The sequence below is a fragment of the Streptomyces cyaneochromogenes genome (genome assembly GCF_003963535.1).
Taxonomy (GTDB): domain Bacteria; phylum Actinomycetota; class Actinomycetes; order Streptomycetales; family Streptomycetaceae; genus Streptomyces; species Streptomyces shaanxiensis.
Genome location: NZ_CP034539.1, coordinates 7,041,607 through 7,062,742, shown reverse-complemented (window position 1 = coordinate 7,062,742; position 21,136 = coordinate 7,041,607). Strand labels below are relative to the sequence as shown.

At 69.1% G+C, this 21,136-nt stretch carries 21 protein-coding genes and 2 riboswitches; of the genes, 10 read left to right on the top strand and 11 right to left on the bottom strand.

All coding sequences use genetic code 11. The annotated features are described in order from the left end of the window. Nucleotides 1-116: 116 nt before the first annotated feature. Complete coding sequence (locus EJ357_RS32290) at nucleotides 117-980, bottom strand: thioesterase family protein (protein ID WP_126395230.1); 864 nt, start codon at nucleotides 978-980, stop codon at nucleotides 117-119. Nucleotides 981-1,125: 145 nt separating this feature from the next. On the opposite strand from EJ357_RS32290, the gene EJ357_RS32285 reads away from it, so the two are divergent. After that, a complete protein-coding gene (locus EJ357_RS32285) occupies nucleotides 1,126-2,364 on the top strand; it encodes an alpha/beta hydrolase (protein WP_126395228.1) in 1,239 nt (412 codons plus the stop codon). Here EJ357_RS32285 and EJ357_RS32280 read toward each other — a convergent pair. The 9 genes from EJ357_RS32280 to EJ357_RS32240 all read right to left on the bottom strand — a co-directional run bounded on the left by EJ357_RS32280 (nucleotide 2,273) and on the right by EJ357_RS32240 (nucleotide 12,138). Next, a complete protein-coding gene (locus EJ357_RS32280) occupies nucleotides 2,273-2,929 on the bottom strand; it encodes a trimeric intracellular cation channel family protein (RefSeq protein ID WP_126400341.1) in 657 nt (218 codons plus the stop codon). The genes EJ357_RS32285 and EJ357_RS32280 overlap by 92 nt on opposite strands. Nucleotides 2,930-2,992: 63 nt before the next feature. Further along, nucleotides 2,993-4,228, bottom strand: a complete 1,236-nt coding sequence (locus tag EJ357_RS32275) for an ABC transporter ATP-binding protein (protein WP_126395226.1) — start codon at nucleotides 4,226-4,228, stop codon at nucleotides 2,993-2,995. After that, entirely contained in the window at nucleotides 4,225-5,319 is a 1,095-nt protein-coding gene (locus tag EJ357_RS32270) for an ABC transporter ATP-binding protein (protein WP_126395224.1), read from the bottom strand. The genes EJ357_RS32275 and EJ357_RS32270 overlap by 4 nt, the downstream gene beginning before the upstream one ends. Further along, complete coding sequence (locus EJ357_RS32265; RefSeq protein WP_126395222.1) at nucleotides 5,316-6,323, bottom strand: ABC transporter permease; 1,008 nt, start codon at nucleotides 6,321-6,323, stop codon at nucleotides 5,316-5,318. The genes EJ357_RS32270 and EJ357_RS32265 overlap by 4 nt, the downstream gene beginning before the upstream one ends. A 69-nt stretch (nucleotides 6,324-6,392) precedes the next feature. Next, nucleotides 6,393-8,147, bottom strand: coding sequence for an ABC transporter substrate-binding protein (locus EJ357_RS32260; RefSeq protein ID WP_456114815.1), 1,755 nt, complete (start codon nucleotides 8,145-8,147; stop codon nucleotides 6,393-6,395). 76 nt (nucleotides 8,148-8,223) lie between these two features. Further along, nucleotides 8,224-9,222 carry an ABC transporter permease gene (locus EJ357_RS32255; protein ID WP_126395218.1) on the bottom strand — a complete coding sequence of 333 codons (999 nt, stop codon included), beginning with the start codon at nucleotides 9,220-9,222 and terminating at the stop codon, nucleotides 8,224-8,226. A 361-nt stretch (nucleotides 9,223-9,583) separates the two neighbouring features. Next, a complete protein-coding gene (locus tag EJ357_RS32250) occupies nucleotides 9,584-10,342 on the bottom strand; it encodes an enhanced serine sensitivity protein SseB C-terminal domain-containing protein (protein ID WP_126400338.1) in 759 nt (252 codons plus the stop codon). A 207-nt stretch (nucleotides 10,343-10,549) separates the two neighbouring features. Continuing rightward, complete coding sequence (locus EJ357_RS32245; protein WP_126395216.1) at nucleotides 10,550-11,341, bottom strand: enhanced serine sensitivity protein SseB; 792 nt, start codon at nucleotides 11,339-11,341, stop codon at nucleotides 10,550-10,552. A gap of 122 nt (nucleotides 11,342-11,463) precedes the next feature. After that, nucleotides 11,464-12,138: an AAA family ATPase gene (locus tag EJ357_RS32240; RefSeq protein ID WP_175647863.1), complete on the bottom strand. Its 675-nt coding sequence runs from the start codon at nucleotides 12,136-12,138 to the stop codon at nucleotides 11,464-11,466. A gap of 214 nt (nucleotides 12,139-12,352) precedes the next feature. Continuing rightward, nucleotides 12,353-12,454: riboswitch (glycine riboswitch) on the top strand. Beyond that, nucleotides 12,455-12,571, top strand: a riboswitch (glycine riboswitch). Nucleotides 12,572-12,612: 41 nt separating this feature from the next. Between EJ357_RS32240 and gcvT the strand changes: the two genes are divergently transcribed. From gcvT to EJ357_RS48520, 7 genes are all read left to right on the top strand, one after another. After that, nucleotides 12,613-13,734 carry a glycine cleavage system aminomethyltransferase GcvT gene (gcvT, locus tag EJ357_RS32235; RefSeq protein WP_126395212.1) on the top strand — a complete coding sequence of 374 codons (1,122 nt, stop codon included), beginning with the start codon at nucleotides 12,613-12,615 and terminating at the stop codon, nucleotides 13,732-13,734. Nucleotides 13,735-13,877: 143 nt separating this feature from the next. Continuing rightward, nucleotides 13,878-14,255 (top strand): glycine cleavage system protein GcvH, encoded by a 378-nt coding sequence (gene gcvH / locus EJ357_RS32230; RefSeq protein WP_126395211.1) that lies wholly within the window; start codon nucleotides 13,878-13,880, stop codon nucleotides 14,253-14,255. Nucleotides 14,256-14,271: 16 nt separating this feature from the next. Next, entirely contained in the window at nucleotides 14,272-15,561 is a 1,290-nt protein-coding gene (gene glyA / locus EJ357_RS32225; RefSeq protein WP_126395209.1) for a serine hydroxymethyltransferase, read from the top strand. Between the two features lie 91 nt (nucleotides 15,562-15,652). Continuing rightward, nucleotides 15,653-17,020: an L-serine ammonia-lyase gene (locus EJ357_RS32220; RefSeq protein WP_126395206.1), complete on the top strand. Its 1,368-nt coding sequence runs from the start codon at nucleotides 15,653-15,655 to the stop codon at nucleotides 17,018-17,020. 81 nt (nucleotides 17,021-17,101) lie between these two features. After that, nucleotides 17,102-17,509, top strand: coding sequence for a type IV toxin-antitoxin system AbiEi family antitoxin domain-containing protein (locus tag EJ357_RS32215; protein WP_228472676.1), 408 nt, complete (start codon nucleotides 17,102-17,104; stop codon nucleotides 17,507-17,509). A 45-nt stretch (nucleotides 17,510-17,554) separates the two neighbouring features. Continuing rightward, complete coding sequence (locus tag EJ357_RS49595) at nucleotides 17,555-17,713, top strand: hypothetical protein (protein ID WP_228472675.1); 159 nt, start codon at nucleotides 17,555-17,557, stop codon at nucleotides 17,711-17,713. A 3-nt stretch (nucleotides 17,714-17,716) separates the two neighbouring features. Next, a complete protein-coding gene (locus EJ357_RS48520; protein WP_175647599.1) occupies nucleotides 17,717-17,929 on the top strand; it encodes a hypothetical protein in 213 nt (70 codons plus the stop codon). A gap of 682 nt (nucleotides 17,930-18,611) precedes the next feature. Here the strand turns inward: EJ357_RS48520 and EJ357_RS32200 are convergent. Then, nucleotides 18,612-19,703 carry a serine hydrolase domain-containing protein gene (locus tag EJ357_RS32200; protein ID WP_228472674.1) on the bottom strand — a complete coding sequence of 364 codons (1,092 nt, stop codon included), beginning with the start codon at nucleotides 19,701-19,703 and terminating at the stop codon, nucleotides 18,612-18,614. 147 nt (nucleotides 19,704-19,850) lie between these two features. On the opposite strand from EJ357_RS32200, the gene EJ357_RS32195 reads away from it, so the two are divergent. Both EJ357_RS32195 and EJ357_RS32190 read left to right on the top strand, forming a co-directional pair. Continuing rightward, entirely contained in the window at nucleotides 19,851-20,408 is a 558-nt protein-coding gene (locus EJ357_RS32195) for a glycoside hydrolase family 25 protein (protein WP_126395200.1), read from the top strand. 169 nt (nucleotides 20,409-20,577) lie between these two features. Then, a complete protein-coding gene (locus tag EJ357_RS32190; protein WP_126395198.1) occupies nucleotides 20,578-21,120 on the top strand; it encodes an MOSC domain-containing protein in 543 nt (180 codons plus the stop codon). Nucleotides 21,121-21,136 lie beyond the last annotated feature (16 nt).

Here is a 21,136-nt window from a genome sequence, read left to right as displayed (position 1 = left end):
AGGAAAGTCCTGGAGCCGGACTCAATCAACGCCGCTTGGGGCTTCCTTGAGGCCCTGCTGTCGACGGCCTGTGCGCCGGGCAAAGCGCACCTCAAAAACCGCCGCCCGTACCGGCGTCAGCTCAGCCTTGCCCGTGCCAACTGCCGTGACTGCGCCACCAGTCGGTCCGCGCTGTCCCAGACCTCCGCGTCCTCCTCCAGGAACCCGCCCGCGAGGTTGCGCGTCGTGATCGACACCCGCAGCGGACCCGGAGCCGGGCGGCAGCGTACGTGGACCGTCAGTTCCACCGTCGGGACCCAGCCCGAGATGCCGATCTCGAAGGCGGTGGGCGGCAGGGCGTCGACCGCCAGCAGGAGAGAGAGCGGGTCGGCGTCACGGCCGTCGGCCAGGCCGAACCAGGCGCGCATCTCACCCTTGCCCGAGGGCCGGCCGAGGGCCCAGCCCAGGGTGGACGGGTCGAGCTTGAGCATCAGGCGGTCGGCGATGGCCGAGCTGCCGTCCACCGGGGCGGGGCCGTCCTCGGGACCGAAGCAGTGCTCCATGGGCGGGAACGCCGGCGGCCTGGCCGTCGTACGGACGTCGTCGGGGAGGGTGTCGAGGTCGCCGTACGAGGCGAGGACGCGGATGCGCTCCACCTCGCGGCCCTGCTCGTCGTACTGGAAGAGCGAGGCCTGGCCGGTCGACAGCGTGCGGCCCGTGCGCACCACGTCCGTGCGGACGACGGCCGGGCCCGGCTGGGACGCCGTCAGATAGTGCGCGGAGATGGTGAACGGGTCGCTGTGCGGAAGGGCGTCCCCGAGGGCGCGACCGAGGACGGCGAGCAGATAGCCGCCGTTGACGGCGCTGATGATGGTCCAGCCGGCGGAGAGGTCGATGTCGTAGACGCCGGGTTCGCGCAGGGTGAGCGCGGTGTCGCGGTCGAACTCGCTGTCGCCGATCGTGGCCCGCGGGGCCGTCGGTGCGGAGGCTGCTTCTGGCATGGATGAACGGTACAACAACTAACTACTAAGCGGTAGCTTTTCTGTTTCCTCCGGATGACCGGCCAGCATGGAGACAAGGGCAACTTTTCGGTAAGTGTCCCTGCTCGCCCGAAACCCGGAGCCCGTTCTCCCCCTCTATGAGGACATGAGTCTCACCGGGACCCCGTTCCTCTACACGCTGATCGCGCTGTGCGTCGCCGCCGTCGCGCTGCCGCTGGTCCTCTGGTCGCGGGTGCGCGGACCGAGGGCCGTGCGGGGCGTCGCCAGGCTGCTGATGGTGCTGTTCGCCCAGGGCACGGCGGTCGCCCTCGTCTTCACGATGGTCAACAACTCCAACCAGCTGTACGACAACTGGGGCGACCTGCTCGGCACCAGCAATCATGTGCAGGAGGCGGCCGACCTCGGGGCGAGCGGCACCGGTGGGATCGCGCTGGAGAAGCTGCCCAAGGTCAAGCAGACCTTCAAGCAGGGCAAGGGTCCCGGCATGCGCGCGGAGGGCGGGGTGCTCGTCACACACCTCAAGGGCCGGGTGTCCGGCGTGCACGCCGAGGTCAACGTCTGGCTGCCGCCGCAGTACCACGATCCCGCCTACCGCAATCACCGGTTCCCGGTCGTCGAGGTGCTGCCGGGCTATCCGGGCTCGTCGAAGGCCTGGTACGGGACGATGGACGCGCCCGAGCAGCTGGCGCCGCTGATGCGCGGCGGGCAGATCACGCCGTTCATCATCGTCTCGCCGCGCACCACGCTGCTGCCGGGCAAGGACACCGGCTGCGCCAACATCGCCGGCCAGGTAAACGCCGACAGCTGGCTCAGCATCGACGTGCCGAAGATGGTCATGGACAACTTCCGGGCCCAGGCCGCGCCGAACGGCTGGGCGGTCGCCGGGTACTCGGCGGGCGCGCACTGCGCGACGAAGCTGGCCGTCGCCCACCCCGACCGCTACCGGGCCGCGGTCAGCATGTCCGGCTACAACGACCCCGCCGCCGTACCCCAGTCGCTCGCCGGCAGGTCCCCGGCCCTGCGGGCGGCGAACAACCCGTATGTGATCCTCAAGGACTCCCGTGTCCCGCCGCGCGTCGCGCTCTACATGTCCGGCCAGCCCAAGGACGGGTACGAGGCGGCCATGGCCCTCAAGCGGGCCGCGAAGGCGCCGACGACCGTGGACGTGGTGTTCATCCCGAAGAGTGCGGGCGGTCACACCATGGCGCTGTGGAAGCCGCAGGTCGTGCCCGCGTTCCGCTGGCTGACCCAGGTGATGGGGACCCCGCAGCAGGACGGTTCGGCGCCGGGGACTACTCCTCTCGCACCGTCGAGCGCCGGTTCCAGGCACGCGGAGCTCGCCAGTGGTACCGCATCGCCAGCAGACGCAGCACGAAGGCCGTGACGGCCGCGAAAGCGCTGGTGAGCGGGGTCAGGGCGTCGTAGCGGATACACAGGACGACCATCGTGGCGCCGACCATCGCCGGGACCGCGTACAGGTCGCGGTCCCAGCGCAGCAGTGACGGCACCTCGTTGGCCAGGACGTCGCGCAGCACACCGCCGCCCACGGCGGTCGCGAGGCCGAGGCAGGCGGACGCGGTGAGGCCGAGGCCGTACTCGTACGCCTTCGTCGTCCCGGCGACGCAGAACAGGCCGAGGCCCGCCGCGTCGAAGACGTTCACGCCGGTCTGGATGCGCTCCACGTGCGGGTGGAGGAAGAAGACGAGGAGCGCGGCGAGCAGCGGGGTGAGGAAGTACCCGAGATCCGTGAAGGCGGCCGGGGGCACGGCACCGATGACCACGTCCCGGAACAGCCCGCCGCCCAGGGCGGTGACCTCGGCGAGGACGGCGATGCCGAAGACGTCGAAGTTCTTGCGGACGGCCAGCAGGGCGCCGGAGATCGCGAAGACGAAGATGCCGATCAGGTCGAGCGTGTGCTGGACGGACGGGCTGAACAGTTGCTGGAGCACCCGTACATTCTTGCGCAGCACAAGGCCCCCGCCTTGCAAAGGAAGGCGGGGGCCCGGCTTGGGTTACTTGTCGGTGGACTCGCCGGAGCTGGGCTTGTCGGAGGAGGCGGAACCCTCGGAGGAGGTCTCCTCGGAGGACGCCTCGGACGTGGCTTCCTCGACAGCCTCCTCGGACGTCGCCGCCGCCTCCGCCAGCACCTCCTCGGAGACCAGCTCCGCCGCCTCCTTCGCGGCGGTCAGCAGCACCGTGTCCTGCGGGGCTTGGTCCGCGAAGTTCTCGGGGTGATGGCAGGCCACCCGCTGACCGGGGCGCAGCTCGATGAGCGGCGGCTCGGTCGTCCGGCAGATCTCCGTCGCCTTCCAGCACCGGGTGTGGAAGCGGCAGCCGCTCGGCGGGGCGATGGGCGAGGGCACGTCGCCCTTGAGCAGGATGCGCTCGCTCTTCGCCGTGCGCCGCTTCGGGTCCGGGATCGGCACCGCCGACAGCAGGGCCTTGGTGTACGGGTGCATCGGCGCCTCGTACAGCGCGTTCCGGTCGGCGAGCTCGACGATCTTGCCGAGGTACATCACCGCGATGCGGTCCGAGACATGCCGTACGACCGACAGGTCGTGCGCGATGATCACGTAGGTCAGGCCGAGTTCGTCCTGCAGGTCGTCCATCAGGTTCACGACCTGCGCCTGGATCGACACGTCGAGCGCGGAGACCGGCTCGTCCGCCACGACCATCCGCGGCTTCAGGGCCAGGGCCCGGGCGATGCCGATGCGCTGGCGCTGACCGCCGGAGAACTCGTGCGGATAGCGGTTGAAGTGCTCGGGGCTGAGGCCCACCAGCTCCAGGAGGCGCTGGACCTCCTTCTTGACGCCGCCCTCGGGCTCCACGCCCTGCAGCCGGAACGGCGCCGAGACGATGGTGCCGATGGTGTGGCGGGGGTTCAGCGAGCCGTAGGGGTCCTGGAAGATCATCTGCACGTCGCGGCGGAGCGGACGCATGCCGCCCGTGTTGAGGTGCGTGATGTCCGTGCCGTCGAACTCGATCTTCCCGCCGCTGGGCTCCAGCAGCCGGGTGATGAGCCGGCCCATGGTCGACTTGCCGCAGCCGGACTCGCCGACGACGCCGAGGGTCTCGCCGCGGCGCACCTCGAAGTCGATGCCGTCGACGGCCTTGACCGCCCCGACCTGACGCTGCAGCAGGCCCTTCTTGATGGGGAAGTGCTTGACCAGGCCCTCGACCCTGAGCAGCGGTTTCTCATCGTCGTTGGTCACGGCCGGCGTCCCTGCCCGGGTTTCGGTCTCGCTCACAGCTTCGGCGCAATCTCTTCGGTCCAGATCCGGCTGCGGTCCTCCTGCGAGAGGTGGCAGGCGGTGAAGTGCCTGCTGCCCACCTCGCGCAGCTCGGGGCGCTCGGTGCGGGTGATCCCGCCCTTGGGGACATCCGCATACGGGCAGCGCGGGTTGAACGCGCATCCCGAGGGGACGTTGATGAGGCTGGGCGGCTGGCCCTTGACCGGGATGAGCCGCTCGGTCTGAGCGCGGTCGATGCGCGGCATCGAACCGAGCAGGCCCCAGGTGTAGGGGTGCGACGGCTCGTAGAAGATCTTGTCCACGGGTCCGCGTTCCACGCAGCGTCCGCCGTACATCACCAGGATGTCGTCGGCGATCTCGGCGACCACGCCGAGGTCGTGCGTGATGATGATGACCGCGGAGCCGAACTCCTTCTGCAGATCCCGGATGAGGTCCAGGATCTGCGCCTGCACGGTCACGTCGAGCGCGGTGGTCGGCTCGTCCGCGATCAGCAGCTCGGGGTTGTTGACCAGGGCCATGGCGATCATGGCGCGCTGGCGCATACCGCCGGAGAACTCGTGCGGATAGCTGTCGACGCGCTTGTCCGGCTCGGGGATGCCGACGCGGTCGAGGAGTTCGACGGCGCGTTTGCGGGCGGTCTTCTTGTCGACGTCGTTGTGGACCCGGTACGCCTCCACGATCTGGTTGCCGACCGTGTAGTACGGGTGCATCGCGGACAGCGGGTCCTGGAAGATCATCGCCATGTCGCGGCCGCGCAGCCGGCGCACCTCGTCGGGGCTCGCCGCGACGAGTTCCTTGCCGTCGAGCCAGATCTCGCCGGACATCCGCACGTTCTTGCCGCGGTTGCCGAGCCGGTGCAGGCCCATGATGGCCAGCGAGGTCACGGACTTGCCGGAGCCGGACTCGCCCACGATGCCGAGGGTCTTGCCCTTCTCCAGCTGGAAGGAGAGACCGTCGACGGACTTGACGAGGCCGTCGTCGGTCGGGAAGTGCACCTTGAGGTCGCGCACTTCGAGGAACGTCTCGGGAGCGGCACCGGTGCGTGCGGGCTCGCCCACGGCGGCACCGCTCTTGGTCAGGTCGGTCACGAGAGCCTCACCCGCGGGTCGATCGTGGCGTACAGCAGGTCCACCACAAGGTTCATGAAGACGACGAAGAACGCCGCGAGGAGCGTCACCCCGAGGATCGGGGGAAGGTCGTTGGCGGTGATCGCCTGGACCGCGTACTCGCCGATGCCGTGCAGGGAGAACACCGTCTCGGTGATGACGGCGCCGCCGAGCAGCAGGCCGATATCCATGCCGAAGACCGTCACCAGCGGGGTCAGCGCGGCCCGCAGACCGTGCCGGACGACCACCTTGCGCTCGCGCAGGCCCTTGGCCCGTGCGGTGCGGATGAAGTCCTCGTTCATCGTCTCCAGCATGCCCGAGCGGGTGAGCCGGGCGTAGATGGCCGAGTAGAGCAGTGCCAGCGAACACCACGGCAGGAACAGGGTGTTGGCCCACTGGGAGGGGTTCTCCGTGAAGGGCACATAGGTTCTGCCGAAGATCTCCAGCTGATAGCTGAACAGCAGCAGGGCCAGCTGCCCGGTGAAGAACATGGGCAGGGAGACGCCCGCGAGCGCCACGCCCATGGCGGACCGGTCGAAGAACGAGCCCGGCTTGAGCGCGGAGATGACACCCGCCGCGATACCACCGACGAGCCACAGCACGGCGGCGCCGAGGGCCAGCGAGAGGGTGACCGGCAGCCGTTGGGTCAGCTGCGGCCAGACCTCGATGTGGTCCTTGAAGGAGTAGCCGAAGCACGGGGCGTCACAGCGGACCGTGGTGGGGCCGATGTCGTACGTGGCACCGGAGACGATCCCCTTGATGAAGTCCCAGTACTGGACGTAGACCGGCTGGTCCAGGCCGAGGTTGCGCTTGACCGCCGCGATGTCCTCGGGCGTGGGGTTCTTGCCGATGTACTGCTGGGCCAGTTGGTCGGCGGTCTGTCCTGCAAGCTTCGGCAGGATGAAGAAGATGCCGAAGGTGACCGCGGTGACGACGAGCAGCAGGATCACCGCCGCGATCGTCCGGCGGATGATGTACGAGATCACGAGGACCGGCGCCGGCGCCCGCGGGTGACAAACCCCGCGGGCGCCAATGCCTTCACCTGCCTTCCGGGGCTACTTCTTCTCGGTGGTGCCGACGTTGAGGTAGTCGTACTGACCGCTGAAGGCGGACGTCGACACCAGGTTGGTGGCGTGCGGCGTGCGGTACAGCAGGACCTTGAAGTAGGTCAGCGGCACGATGGCGGCCTGCTCCATGGCCATCTGGTCGACCTCGGTGTACGCCTTGGTGCGCGCGGCCTCGTCGGTGTTGCCGATCGCCTCGTCCAGCAGCTTGTTGATCTCGGGGTTGTCCAGCTGGGACAGGTTGGTGTTACCGGACTGGCTGATGGCCTTGCCGTGCAGGATCTGCTGCAGGAAGCCGTAGCCGGTGGGCCAGTCGGCGCCCCACTGCATCATCATCAGGCCGATGTTGTTCTTCTTGTCGAAGTTGGGCACGCCCGCGTAGTCGGAGAAGTACTTGCCGGACGGGTACTGCTTGATGTCCGCGTCGATGCCGACCTTCTTCAGCGCGCCGACGATCGCCGTGGCCGCGTCGACCTCGCCCTGCCGGTCCGTGCGGGCCGAGATGGAGGTCTTGAAGCCGCCCTCCTTGCCGCAGGCCTTCAGGTGCTCCTTGGCCTTGGCCACGTCACCCTTGCTGTCCTTGGTGGCGTACAGGTCGGCCTTCTCGTAGCCCGAGACATCGGTGGGCAGGACCGTGGTGGCGATGTCACCGCGGATCGGGCCGCCCATCGCGGTCTGCACGGCGGTCTTGTCGATCGCGTACTCGACGGCCTTGCGGCACTCGACGTTGTCGAACGGCGCCAGCTTGGTGTTGATCGCCGTGTAGATGAGGCGACCGCCCAGCGCGTTGTCCGTGTTGGCCATCTGATCCTTGTCGTTCAGGATCTGCGCCTGGGTCTGCGCGTCGACACCGGTTCCCTGGATGTCGATCATGGTGGCCCCGGACATCACGTCCTTGTCGATCGTGGCCTTGTTGACCTTGAGGTTCACCACGATCTTGTCCGGGTACTGCTTGCGCAGCGGGTCCGTCTTGGCGTCCCACTCGGGGTTGCGGACCAGGACGATCTGCTTGCCCTCCTCGTACTTCTCGAACTTGTACGAGCCGGAGGAGATGACCTTCTTGGTGTAGTCCACACCCGTGTCCTTGGCCCGCGGCACCGGGGCCGTCTGCGGGGCACTGACCAGGAAGTCGAACTCGGAGAAGGCCTTGTTCAGGTGGAAGACGATCGTCTGGTCGTCCGGGGTCTCGATGGACGAGATGCCCTTTTCGCTCTTGTCCTTGTAGGGGCCCTTGTACTTGTCCGGGTCGTCCAGCAGCTGCTGGAAGTAGTTCGGGCCGAGGGAGAGCACGTCACGCGCGAAGTTCGAGCGCTCCACGGCGTACTTGACGTCTTTCGAGGTGACCGCGGTCCCGTCCTCGTACTTGACGCCCTGGCGGATCTTGTACGTCCAGGTCTTGCCGCCGTCGCTGGGCGTGCCCGCGCTCTCGGCGAGGTCCGGGACGAGTTCGTTGCCCGCCTCGCCGGGGGCGGGCTTGAAGGTCATCAAAGGACGCGCGTAGAGGCGGCTGAAGTTGTAGCCGTAGGCGTAGTACATGTTGCCCGGGTCCAGGGACTCGGGAGCGTCGGAGCTCGCGTAGGTGACCGTGCCGCCCTTGTGGGTGGACTCGTTCACCACTGCTTTGGTCGCGGCGTTGACGCCGGCGCCCTTGGGCGTGTCGGTGCCTTCGTCGGCCTTGCTGCAGCCCGCGAGAAGCAGGCCGGCGCTACTGGCGACCGCAACTGCGGCCATTGCTGACCTTCGCATGATGGTCGGATTCCCCTTCGTAGTTGGATACTTGGGTGGGACGTCGGGTCGCAGCCGGGTGTCGCGACCGCGGACGTCAGCGGCTGCGGGGGTCCAGTGCGTCCCGGAGGCCGTCACCGAGGAGGTTGAAGGCCAGCACCGTGATGAAGATCGCCAGGCCGGGAACGATCATGTATTGCGGGTCGACCTCGAAGAAGTCGACGGCCTGGTTGAGCATTCCTCCCCAGGAAGCCTGGGGCGGCTGAATACCCACACCGAGGAAGCTCAGCGAGGCCTCGAAGAGGATGTTCGTCGGGATGAGCAGCGTCGAGTAGACGATGATCGGCGCGACGAGGTTCGGCAGCAGTTCCTTGAAGAGGATGTACGGGCCGCCGGCCCCCATCCCCCGGGAGGCGTCGACGAACTCCCGCTCGCGCAGCGCCAGGGTCTGACCGCGCACGATGCGCCCCATGTACGGCCAGTTGAAGAACCCGATGACGAAGATGAGCACCGAGATGTGCAGGGGCAGCCCTTCGAGGCCGAAGGCGCCGCCCTGGAGCGTCGCGGAGATGGCGATGGCGAAGAGGAGCAGCGGGAACGCGAGGAAGGTGTCCATGAGGCGGCTGACGATGGCGTCGACCCGCCCGCCGTAGTACCCGGCGATCAGGCCGAGCACCGTCCCGATCACGTTGGACAGGATCGTCGCACCGAAGGCGACGACCAGGGAGACCCAGGAGCCCTCCAGGATGCGCGCGAGGATGTCCCGGCCGAACTTCGGCTCGACACCCAGCGGGTGATCCCAGCTCATCCCGCCGAAGTCGCCCTTGGGCAGCGAGGTGTTGGGGTCGATCAGGTCCTGGTTGAAGGCGTTCGGGTCCAGCCCGAGCATCGACTGCAGCGGCCGGGAGAGAGCGGCCGTCAGGATCAGCAGCACGACAACGATGCCGCCCGCCACCGCCACCTTGTCGCGCTTGAAGCGGGTCCAGGCGATCCGCCCGAGAGACCGTCCCTCGATCCGCTTGGACTCGACGCCCTTCAGCACGGCCTCGGGTTGGGCCTCGGCCTGCGATCCGCTGGTCTCGATCGGTGCCGTCACTGTGAGATTGACCCCTCTCGGCCGGCGGTTGCCGACCCCCCTGGCTGCCGCGGTAGCGGTTGCTCCAACTCGCACACAGGACCGACCGGCCCGTGTCTTGCCGGGAGTCTTCAATGCTTTGGCGATCTGTTGCCAGAGTTGGCGAGGAAAGTATGCGTAACCGTGATGCTGGCAGGGGGGTTCCGTTATCCGAACAGGAGGTAACGACCGCCGGACGCGTGCCAGCTGGGGCGTATGAGGGCGGACTAGGACCTTCCGATCGCATCTACGCGCGAAGATCTGCCTCGGAAAGCGAAGTTGACGGCCGTTCGGACCTACGACAACCGGCCTGCCGACTGAACAGTAGGTTAGCCGATGATGATCAGTAACGCCCCTGTGCCGGTGGGTAGCCGTAACCGGCCGCCGGAGCCTGTGCGGGGGCGGGGGCGTGTGCCTCGCGGTCGTAGAAGGGGCGGCCGTTGGCGCGCATCCACATGGCGACCGGGTCGCACTCGTCGGACATCGCCACGGTCGAGACGGGCAGCCCGTCCGGGACCGCGCCGATCGACTGCGACATCATCGAGCGCACCGAGTCCACGGCGGGCGGGCTGGTGTCGTACACGTCGAGCCCGATGGCGAGATACGGCGCACCGAGCGCCGGCTGCACCCAGGCACGGCGCAGCGCGCGAACGGCCGGCGTGCGGTGGGCGTTCTGTGCGAGCAGGGCGTAGAACTGCGGGATCTCGATCCCGGGTTCGGACAGCCGGAGGGGACCGGCGGGCTGGCGGTCCAGGCCGGTGGCGATGCGGCGCAGGTCGAGCCAGGGAATGCCTACGCCGCCGCCCGGGGCGTGCGGGTTCAGCCACAGGCCGTAGTGGTCCGGGTAGAGGGTGCGGGCCACGTCGACTCCGTCGACGACCTCGTACGAGCGGTTCCAGCCGCTGGCCGACAGTTCCTGGGCGGAGGTGACGCACGGGGCGTAGCCGTAGCCCTCGACCTCCATGTTTCCGTACTGGGCGTCCGGGGAGCCGGCCTGCCCGTGCCACAGCAGCATCCAGATCTGGCCGGTGGACGGGGTCGCGAGCGCGCGCAGGAGGGCCTCGTAGGCGTCGTAGCGCCCTGGCGTCACCTGGCGCAGCATGTGCTCGACGCTGCCGCTGAGGCTCGCGCTCACCTGTGGTACCGCCCCTTCAGAGTTACCTCGCGTTGAGTGACAGCTTAGGCGCCCGGCAGCTCGGGACTTGTGCTGCGTGCGCGAGTGCGGGTGCATTGTGGCTGGTCGCGCCCACGCGGCGGAGCCGCACATGTATACAGCCCCGCGCCCCTGGGGGCGCTGCCCCGAGGGACGCTAGAAATCCCGCTGGTAAAAGGGACGCACCTTCTGGCGCATCCAGTCGATCACCGGATCCTGCGCCACGTCCAACAGGACCAGGTTGACCGGCCACGGGGCCGGGACGCGGCCCAGGGTGCGGGCGAGGGCATCCATGGGGGCGGCTCGCAAGTCGCCCTCCCAGTGGGAGAGTTCGACGCCTATGAACATCACGGGGGCGGCCGTCTCGATGGCCGCCAGGCAGCGACGGGCCGTCGCGACCACGCCGGTCGCCGCGAACTCGGCCGAGGCGGCGGCCAGGAAGTCGACCGGGTCGTCCTGCCAGTCGGGCTCGTAGAGCCTGACGCGGCCGCCGGTGGTGAGGCCGTCCAGCGGGGTGCGGCCCACGCGGCACAGCTCGGCCACCGCAGTCGGGGGCAGCGGGACGCCGACCACGCCGTCGGGGTTCACGGCGATGCCCACCTGCGGGGGCAGGCCGCGGGCGAACTCGACCGCCGGGGCGACGGTGTACGACATGTGGGAGCCGACGACCTGGCGGAACTGTTCCTCGGAGCTGAAGACCGGGACGTACACCTGGCCCTCGATCTGCACCGTGGGCAGGTCCAGCGGGCCGCTGTGCGGGCCGCCGCCGTTGGGCAGGGGCACCCAGACGAAGCTGCGGCCCAGCACCTCGATGATCCGGCCGCCCGCCGACGGCATGCCGAGGGAGGCCGAGAGCACCTCCTCCAGCTCGTTGCCGGGCCAGCCGCCGTGCGGGTGGAGGTGTGCGTGTGCCGGGAAGTCCGCGGGGAGATCCGCTGCGAAGTCCATCTGAAATGACCGCCTGCTGTGAACCACGTCTGTGGCTCAAAAGGCTATCGGGTGTCCGGCCCACGCAGGTCCGCGACCGCGAGGTCCGTGAGGTCGGCGAGATCTGCCAGGTCCGCGGCCGCTCAGCCCACGAACCCGATCCGGCGCAGTACGTCCGCCGCCGACCTGTCGATCAGCACCGCCGAGCCGCACCGCTGGGGCAGGTCGCCCTTCTCCACCGAGCGCAGCAGGCCGGAGGCCGCTCTGCGGTGGCGCAGGAAGGCGTAGCGCGAGACGCCTCGGCCGCGTTCGCGCTGGCCCTCCAGGGCCGTGTGCGGGGTGACGTCGAGCAGCAGCAGGTGCAGGGTGCCGCCGCGGCGGCGGGCCTCGCGGGCCAGCCAGCCGCGCACCCAGGCCTGCGTACCGCAGTCGTGCACGACGACGCCCGCGCCGGAGCGCAGGGCGCGGCGCAGTCCGGCGTAGTGCGCGAGGCGGACCAGGGGGCGGTAGAGGCCGTAGGGGAGGAAGCCGGGCATGCGGGCTTCCCAGCGGTCCCGGGTGTCCTGGGAGTCGATGCGGACGCCCTTCACGGTCCGCTTCATCAGCGTGGACTTGCCGCTGCCGGGCAGACCGGTGACCACGACGAGGTCCTTGGGACCGAAGAGCAGGGCGTGCGGGCTGTGTCCGGAGCGCTCGCGCAGGTCGCGGACCACGGGGGCCGGGCGCGCGTCGCACGCTTCCCGGACGGGAGTCGTGGGCTGCTTCGGCAGCGCGAGGCCCGAGGTCGTGGCGTACGCCGTGGTCCTCTTCACCTTGATCGTCCTCCCCTGGGGCGGGTCACGAGTCCCCTCCCCGTCGAGTGTAAAGAGAAGGTAATACCCGGCGTCTCTCGTTTCCGTTCTCTTACCGCAACAAGCCTGCTACAGGGTGCTGTATTTCCCTGTGGCCCCTGTGTGACACCTGTACCCGACCCCCCTGCCGCGACGCCGGGATGCGTGCAATGATGTGCGCGCCAACTGCATACCGGCCGTTTGAATCCGCGCGGGAGAGTCCCCAGCAGCAGTGCGTCGCTGGGGCGCCGAAGGAGCAAGTCCCTCCCTTGAATCTCTCAGGCCCCGTTACCGCGCGGGCGAGGCACATCTGAAAAGCGGGCCGCTGCGTCGTCAGTGGCTCCACCCAAGGTGCAAGCCGTGACCTCGTCCTACGCGGGTCATGGCGAACCTCTCAGGTTCCGATGACAGATGGGGAGGAACGACCTCGCCCGATGTCATGCCCTGGGAGACGACCGACCGATGAGCAGTACAGGAGAACTCCGTCACACCGCGCTCGATGCCCTGCATCGTTCGCTCGGCGCGACGATGACCGACTTCGCCGGCTGGGACATGCCGCTGCGTTACGGCTCCGAGCGCGACGAGCACAACGCCGTACGCACGAAGGCCGGGCTCTTCGACCTCTCGCACATGGGCGAGATCACGGTCACGGGGCCCCAGGCCGCCGCCCTTCTGAACTTCGCCCTGGTCGGCAACATCGCCTCCGTTGGCGTCGGCCGCGCCCGCTACACCATGATCTGCCGCGAGGACGGCGGCATCCTCGACGACCTGATCGTCTACCGGCTCGCCGAGACCGAGTACATGGTCGTGGCGAATGCGAGTAACGCGCAGATCGTCCTCGACGCGCTCGTCGAGCGTTCCGCCGGCTTCGACGCCGAGGTCCGCGACGACCGGGACGCCTACGCGCTGCTCGCCGTCCAGGGCCCCGAGTCCCCCGGCATCCTGAAGTCCCTCACCGACGCCGACCTGGACGGCCTGAAGTACTACGCCGGCCTGCCCGGCACCGTCGCCGGCGTCCCCGCCCTCATCGCGCGCACCGGCTACACCGGCGAGGACGGCTTCGAGCTGTTCGTGAGGCCGGAGCACGCCGTCGAGCTGTGGCAGGCGCTGACCAAGGCGGGCGAGGGCGTCGGCCTGGTCCCCTGCGGTCTCTCCTGCCGCGACACCCTGCGCCTCGAGGCGGGCATGCCGCTGTACGGCCATGAGCTGTCGACCTCCCTCACCCCCTTCGACGCCGGGCTCGGCCGGGTGGTGAAGTTCGAGAAGGAGGGCGACTTCGTCGGGCGCGAGGCACTGCGGGAGGCCGCCTCCCGTGCCGCGGAGAACCCGCCCCGCGTCCTCGTCGGCCTGGTCGCCGAGGGGCGTCGCGTCCCGCGCGCCGGGTACCCGGTCGTCGCCGGCGGCGAGGTGATCGGCGAGGTCACCTCCGGTGCGCCCTCCCCCACGCTGGGCAAGCCCATCGCCATGGCCTACGTCGACGCGGCGCACTCGGCGCCGGGCACGGCCGGGGTCGGTGTGGACATCCGGGGCAGTCATGAGCCGTACGAGGTCGTGGCGCTGCCGTTCTACAAGCGCCAGAAGTAACAGTGGAAGCGGCGGATCCAGCGCCGAAAAGTACACACTGACAGCGGCGACCGCGTGACCCTGCGCACATTCGCGCTGCTCACGCACGCTTCCAGCAGTCCCCCATTCATCACCACTCCCGCGCGTACAGGAGAATTCAGGCCATGAGCAACCCCCAGCAGCTGCGCTACAGCAAGGAGCACGAGTGGCTGTCGACCGCCGAGGACGGCGTCTCGACGGTCGGCATCACCGAGTTCGCGGCCAACGCGCTCGGCGATGTCGTCTACGCCCAGCTCCCCGAGGTCGGCTCGACGGTGACCGCGGGTGACACCTGCGGTGAGCTGGAGTCGACCAAGTCGGTGTCCGACCTGTACTCCCCGGTCACCGGTGAGGTCACCGAGATCAACGAGGACGTGGTGAACGACCCGGCGCTGGTGAACTCCGCCCCCTTCGAGGGCGGCTGGCTGTTCAAGGTACGCGTCACGGAGGAGCCGGCCGACCTGCTCACCGCCGACGAGTACGTCGCCCACACCGCCGGCTGAGGAGTCACATCCCCCTATGTCTGACAAGTCGCTTCTGAACACACCCCTGCACGAGCTAGACCCGGCGATCGCCGCCGCGCTCGACGCCGAGCTGGAGCGCCAGCAGTCCACCCTGGAGATGATCGCCTCCGAGAACTTCGCGCCGGTCGCGGTCATGGAGGCGCAGGGCTCGGTCGCCACGAACAAGTACGCCGAGGGCTACCCCGGCCGGCGTTACTACGGCGGCTGCGAGCACGTCGATGTCGCCGAGCAGATCGCCATCGACCGGGTCAAGGAGCTGTTCGGCGCCGAGTACGCCAACGTCCAGCCCCACTCCGGCGCCTCCGCCAACCAGGCCGCCCTGTTCGCCCTGGCCCAGCCCGGCGACACCATCCTCGGCCTGGACCTGGCCCACGGCGGCCACCTCACCCACGGCATGCGGCTGAACTTCTCCGGCAAGCAGTTCAACGTGGTCGCCTACCACGTCGACACCGCCACCGGCCTGGTCGACATGGCCGAGCTGGAGCGGCTGGCCAAGGAGCACCGGCCGAAGGTGATCATCGCCGGCTGGTCGGCGTACCCGCGCCGGCTGGACTTCGCCGAGTTCCGGCGGATCGCCGACGAGGTCGAGGCGTACCTGTGGGTCGACATGGCGCACTTCGCCGGGCTGGTCGCGGCGGGGCTGCACCCCAACCCGGTCGAGTACGCGGACGTGGTCACCTCCACCACGCACAAGACCCTCGGCGGGCCGCGCGGCGGCATCATCCTCGCCAAGCAGGCCTTCGCGAAGAAGCTGAACTCCTCCGTCTTCCCGGGCTTCCAGGGCGGCCCCCTGGAGCACGTGATCGCGGCCAAGGCGGTCTCCTTCAAGGTCGCCGCGTCGGAGGAGTTCAAGGAGCGTCAGCGCCGCACGGTCGAGGGCGCGCAGATCCTCGCCGCGCGTCTGACCGCCGCCGACGCGCGCGAGGCGGGCGTGAACGTGCTGTCCGGCGGCACCGACGTGCACCTGATCCTGGTCGACCTGCGTGCGTCCGAGCTGGACGGGCAGCAGGCCGAGGACCGTCTGCACGAGGTCGGCATCACGGTCAACCGCAACGCGGTCCCCAACGACCCGCGCCCGCCGATGGTCACCTCGGGCCTGCGCATCGGCACCCCGGCGCTGGCCACCCGCGGCTTCACCGCCGAGGACTTCACCGAGGTCGCCGACGTCATCGCAGAGACGCTGAAGGCGCCCGCTCCCTTCGGGACCGCCGACGCCGCAGCGCTCAAGGCCCGCGTCAGGGCACTGGCCGACAAGCACCCGCTGTACCCCGGTCTGAACAAGTAGTTCCTTTTTGTGGGGTGTCCCGCACACTGGTCAGTGAGCGGGCGGGGCACCCCGCAGAACCTTCTGCACCACCCCCAATTGAGGAGTCCCCGTGGCCATCTCGGTCTTCGACCTGTTCTCGATCGGCATCGGCCCGTCGAGTTCCCACACGGTCGGCCCGATGCGAGCGGCTCGTATGTTCGCCCGTCGGCTGCGCAACGAGGACCTGCTGTCCTCCGTCGCGTCGGTACGGTCCGAGCTGTACGGCTCGCTCGGCGCCACCGGCCACGGCCACGGCACACCGAAGGCGGTGCTGCTCGGCCTGGAGGGCGCCTCGCCGCGGACGGTGAACGTGGAGACGGCGGACGAGCGGGTCGAGACGATCAAGTCGTCGGGCCGGATACGGCTGCTCGACGAGCACGAGATCGGGTTCTCGTTCGACGACGACATGGTCCTGCACCGTCGTAAGACGCTCCCGTACCACGCGAACGGCATGACGCTGTGGGCGTACGACGCCTCCGGGACGGAGCTGCTGTCGAAGACGTACTACTCGGTGGGCGGCGGCTTCGTCGTCGACGAGGAGGCGGTCGGCGCGGATCGCATCAAGCTCGACGACACGGTGCTGAAGTACCCCTTCCGCACGGGCGACGAGTTGCTGCGTCTGACCAAGGAGACGGGCCTGTCGATCTCCTCGCTGATGCTGGAGAACGAGCGGGCGTGGCGCACCGAGGAGGAGATCCGCACCGGCCTGCTGGAGATATGGCGGGTCATGCGGGAGTGCGTGTCGCGGGGGATGTCGCGGGAGGGCATCCTGCCGGGTGGCCTGAAGGTCCGTCGCCGTGCCGCCGTCTCCGCCCGCCAACTCCGCGCGGAGGGCGATGCGTTGGCGCACGCGATGGAGTGGATCACGCTCTACGCGATGGCCGTGAACGAGGAGAACGCGGCGGGCGGACGGGTCGTCACCGCCCCGACGAACGGCGCGGCGGGCATCATCCCGGCGGTCCTGCACTACTACATCAACTTCGTGCCGGGCGCCGACGAGGACGGCGTGGTCCGCTTCCTGCTCGCCGCCGGCGCCATCGGCATGCTCTTCAAGGAGAACGCCTCCATCTCCGGCGCCGAGGTCGGCTGCCAGGGCGAGGTCGGCTCGGCCTGCTCCATGGCGGCGGGCGCGCTGGCGGAGGTGCTCGGCGGCTCCCCGGAGCAGGTCGAGAACGCCGCCGAGATCGGCATGGAGCACAACCTCGGCCTCACCTGCGACCCCGTCGGCGGCCTCGTCCAGATCCCCTGCATCGAGCGCAACGGCATGGCCGCGGTGAAGGCGGTCACGGCGGCGAAGATGGCGATGCGCGGGGACGGTTCGCACAAGGTGTCCCTGGACAAGGTCATCAAGACGATGAAGGACACCGGCGCCGACATGTCCGTGAAGTACAAGGAGACGGCTCGGGGCGGGCTGGCGGTCAACATCATCGAGTGCTGAGGGGATGGGCCCTGACCTGCACGTTCGCTTCTTTCAGCGCTGTCAGGGCCTTCCTTGCTTACGCGGCGGATCATTCGATACATGGACGCTGCGGAAAACTCGCGCCTGGAACAGCGGCTCGCCGGCCTCTCCCCCACGTTCACGACGGCGCAAGCACGTCAGGCCCTGCTCTCCCCTCGCGATCTGGCGCACTTGGTCACGGAAGCGGAGATAGACGAACTCTCCCGTGGGGTGTACCGGCGGGCAGACGCCCCGGAGACCGCGCACGCGGATCTGCTGGCCGTGTGCGCACGGGCCCCTCGCGCCGTCGTGTGCGGTGAATCCGCCCTGGCCCTGCATGAGCTGATCGACGACATCCCCGCAGCAGTACACATCGCCGTGCCGCGCGGCACACACCGCCCGACGATTTCCTACCCGCCGACCGTGGTGGCGCAGTACGCCGCAAAGACCTTCGGCCTCGGCGTCGAACGGTTCGAAGCAGCTCCGTGAGAGAGCATCCCCGCGTACAACGCAGCCCGCAGCGTCGTCGACGCGATGCGCCACCGCAGCCGCATCGGCGAGACCCTCGCCCTCTCCGCGCTCGGCCGCTACCTGCGCCGAAGCGGACGCGGCGGGGTCGGCGAACTCCAGCACGTCGCACGTGAGTTGGACGCTCTCTCCGTGTTCGCCTCGTTCTTGACGCCGTTCACGTAGGGCGTGACGGAGGCGCCGAACGGCAGGGTGCGCCGCTGCACCATCGCCGAGTCGGCGGCGACGGCGGCCGGGACGTCCGCGGTGAGCTTCTGCGCGCGGACGTCGTTGTCCGTGGCGAGCGGGGTGACCGTCTGGCAGGCGGCCGCCTTCGGCGTGGTCAGCGCACAGGCGGGCAGTTGGACCAGCCGCAGGCGCTGCGCCCAGTCGCGGCCGTAGGCCTGGGCGAAGGAGGCGTAGTCGCGGTGATCAGCCAGGCCGGAAGCAGCGAGGCGGACGGGCAGGCCGCCCGCCCGGATGCCGCTGCGCGCCCCTCTGCCAGTGCGAACGCGGCCGCCTCGCCCGAGGCCGGCGGTGTGCTGCCGGCCGCGCCGGCCGGACTGGTGGCGGCGGGCAGCGCGCCCAGGACGACGGCGCTGCCGAGCAGCACGCCGAGCGTCCGGGCAGCACGAAGCCGCCGGAACCAAGGGTTGGTCATACCCTTGTCTCCCCCCAGGCTCTCCCCAGAGCCCGCTATGAAATTGATGTGGCCATGCTGTACAGCAGTGGCGAAAGAAACGTATGGGACGCCCTTGACCGGATCAAGGGCATTTCAAGAGTGAGCCACCCCACAGGCCACTCCCTGACGGTCGGTCAGGTATTGACGGCGCCTTCCGCACCCAGGTGCCTGTAACCCAGCACCACCACAACAGGTCAGGGCCAGCGACCGCCCGAACGGGGACGCAGGTGGAGCGCGATTGTCGAGATGCCACAACCATCGCTCCCCCTGCGAACCTCCAATTTCACGGTTGGCCGAGAGCCGGTTTGCACGCTCGGCCACCACACGGCCACCACGTCAATCCGAACAGCCCGAAGAAGAGTGACCGCAAGGAGACGGCTCGGGGCGGGCCGGCGGTCAACATCATCGAGTGCTGATCGCCGCCGACACCTCCGTCAGCAGGCGCTCGACCCGCGTACCCCATCGCGAAGCGATCACCAGGTCGCGCGCCGGATCCACCCACAGCAGGTGGTTGCCGCCGTTGCCGCGGGCGCAGCGGCCCGTGCGCGGGGCGTGCGGCCACACCGTGCCGTCGTCGTTGAGCCACCAGGACAGGCCGTACTCGGGCTTGACCCGACAGGGCGTCCACAGCTCCTCGATCCAGCGCCGTGACAGGACCTGACGGCCGCCCCATCGCCCGCCCCGCAGACAGAGCCGGCCGAGGCGGGCCAGGTCCAGGGCGCTGATCCACAGGCCGCCGCCCCAGTGCGCGCCTCCGGAGACCACCGGCACCGCCACGCCGTCGATCTCGACCAGCGAGTTCTCGTAGCCGTGCCAGGACCAGCCGTCCCCGGCGCCGATCGGCGTCATGACGCGCTCGCGCAGCACGTCCGGCAGGGCGCGGCCGAACAGGACGGTGAGGGCCAGTGCCGTCAGGTTCACCCGCACGTCGTTGTAGGCCCACCCGGCGCCGGGCGGTCCCCCGGCCGACTCCGTGCCCTCACGGGTGCTCTGCACGTCCGCCCAGGTCGGCTTGGACCACAGCTCGCCCTCCCACTGGCTGGTCTGGTCCAACAGATGGCGCCAGGTGATCGCACGGCCGTGGGAGGTGCCGAACTCCGGCAGGTCCACAGCCTGCGCCACCGGCTCGTCCAGGCGCAGCCTGCCGTCGTCGAAGGCGACGCCCGCCACCAGCGAGAGCACGCTCTTCGTGGCGCTGTACGCCATCTCCGCGCGCGTCGGGTCGCCCCACGAGGCGAGAACCGTGCCGCGCCGCACCACGACGCCGCCGGCCCCCTGCCCGTCGAGGAGCGGGCCGATGACCTCGCGGTGCGAGGCGTCCGACACCTGGTCGGCGAGATACGCCGCCATGTCGTCGATGCCCGCCACCGGCCGCGCCGCCTGCGCACGCACGGCCCGCGCGAGTGCCGCCTCGTCCACCCCCTGCCAGGCGTCGCCGGACCGCTCGCCGCCCTCCAGAACCTCTCCGTCATGCCCCGAGGTCACCGCACCCACGCCAATCCCTCCACCGTCGGACACCGGAGTGTGCACCGGCGGTCGAAGGTTCATATTTCCGTGTCATGGACGGATCACCCATGCCAGGGTGGGGCATACAACAAGTCCAACCCCTGTCCCCCCACCGGCACTTCAGGGAGCTCCCCCATGCTGCGCGGCATCGACGTGAGCGCGTACCAGTCCTCCTCCTACGACACGGACGGCCTCTCCTTCGTCTTCATCAAGGCGACCGAGGGCCGCTCCTACGTCAACCCCAAACTCGCCGCCCAGACCAAGCGCGCCCGCGACGCCGGCCTGGTCGTCGGCTTCTACCACTTCCTCTGGCCCGGCAACCTCTCCGCCCAGGCCGAGTACTTCGTCAGCAAGGCCCCCGAGAGAGCCGGCGACATCCTCGCCGTCGACTGGGAGACGACGAGCGACGGGACGCATGCGAGCAACGCGGAGAAGGATCTCTTCATCCGGAAGGTGAAGGAGAAGCGGCCGAACAATCCGGTGATCCTGTACGCAAACAGAAACTACTGGCTCAATGTCGACCGAACGTCCTACGCGGGCGACGGCCTCTGGATCGCTGACTACGTGACGGCAGGCAAGCCCCGCATCAAGGCCAAGTGGCGCTTCCACCAGTACACGGACGACCCGCTGGACAAGAACGTCGCGGACTTCCCCAGCAAGGCCGCCCTGCGGGAATGGGCCGAGAACGCATGACGATCCAGTGGCCCGCCACAGCGAGTTGCGCCCTGAGCCGCATGGCGGGTGGATCGGCGTGGCATCCGGGGCCGCCCTCCCTCGCCGGTGCCGCATAGTCCCCTTTGAGCTCCCTATAGGCTCTGACCTGCGGCGAATCATCCGTCGCCGCAGAACAGGGGAGCTTCTCATGGGTGGGACTGTCGCCGCGGTCAGCAGTAACGGGACGTACTCGTTCACCAAGCCGAACCGGGAGAGCATCACGCTGATCGCCGGATTCGGGGTGGAGGGCGACGTGCACGCGGGTGCGAACGTGAAGCATCGGTTCCGTATGCGGAAGGATCCTTCGCAGCCGAATCTGCGGCAGGTGCACCTCATTCATGCGGAGTTGTTCGACGAGGTACGTGCGGCCGGGTTCGAGGTGAGGGCCGGGGAGCTCGGGGAGAACGTCACCACGCGGGGGATCGATCTGCTGGGGCTGCCCACCGGAACTCTGCTGAGGCTCGGCGACGAGGCCGTCGTCGAGGTGACCGGGCTGCGGAATCCCTGTGCGCAGATCGACGACTTCCAGAAGGGGCTGATGAAGCAGGTCGTCGGGCGTGACGCCGAGGGTGGGGTGCGGTTCAGGTCCGGGATCATGAGCGTGGTCGTCAGCGGGGGTGTGGTGCGGGCCGGGGACCCGGTCGGCGTCGAGTTGCCGGACGGGCCGCACCGGCCGCTGGAGATCGTGTGAGGTAGGAGCGCGGTGC

Bases quoted from the DNA above. Each gene is read 5' to 3' on its own strand.
- EJ357_RS32290 (WP_126395230.1), bottom strand. From the start codon at position 980: ATGCCAGAAGCAGCCTCCGCACCGACGGCCCCGCGGGCCACGATCGGC.
- EJ357_RS32285 (WP_126395228.1), top strand. From the start codon at position 1,126: ATGAGTCTCACCGGGACCCCGTTCCTCTACACGCTGATCGCGCTGTGC.
- EJ357_RS32260 (WP_456114815.1), bottom strand. From the start codon at position 8,147: ATGCGAAGGTCAGCAATGGCCGCAGTTGCGGTCGCCAGTAGCGCCGGC.
- EJ357_RS32250 (WP_126400338.1), bottom strand. From the start codon at position 10,342: ATGCTGCGCCAGGTGACGCCAGGGCGCTACGACGCCTACGAGGCCCTC.
- EJ357_RS32245 (WP_126395216.1), bottom strand. From the start codon at position 11,341: ATGGACTTCGCAGCGGATCTCCCCGCGGACTTCCCGGCACACGCACAC.
- gcvT (WP_126395212.1), top strand. From the start codon at position 12,613: ATGAGCAGTACAGGAGAACTCCGTCACACCGCGCTCGATGCCCTGCAT.
- gcvH (WP_126395211.1), top strand. From the start codon at position 13,878: ATGAGCAACCCCCAGCAGCTGCGCTACAGCAAGGAGCACGAGTGGCTG.
- glyA (WP_126395209.1), top strand. From the start codon at position 14,272: ATGTCTGACAAGTCGCTTCTGAACACACCCCTGCACGAGCTAGACCCG.
- EJ357_RS32215 (WP_228472676.1), top strand. From the start codon at position 17,102: ATGGACGCTGCGGAAAACTCGCGCCTGGAACAGCGGCTCGCCGGCCTC.
- EJ357_RS49595 (WP_228472675.1), top strand. From the start codon at position 17,555: ATGCGCCACCGCAGCCGCATCGGCGAGACCCTCGCCCTCTCCGCGCTC.
- EJ357_RS32195 (WP_126395200.1), top strand. From the start codon at position 19,851: ATGCTGCGCGGCATCGACGTGAGCGCGTACCAGTCCTCCTCCTACGAC.
- EJ357_RS32190 (WP_126395198.1), top strand. From the start codon at position 20,578: ATGGGTGGGACTGTCGCCGCGGTCAGCAGTAACGGGACGTACTCGTTC.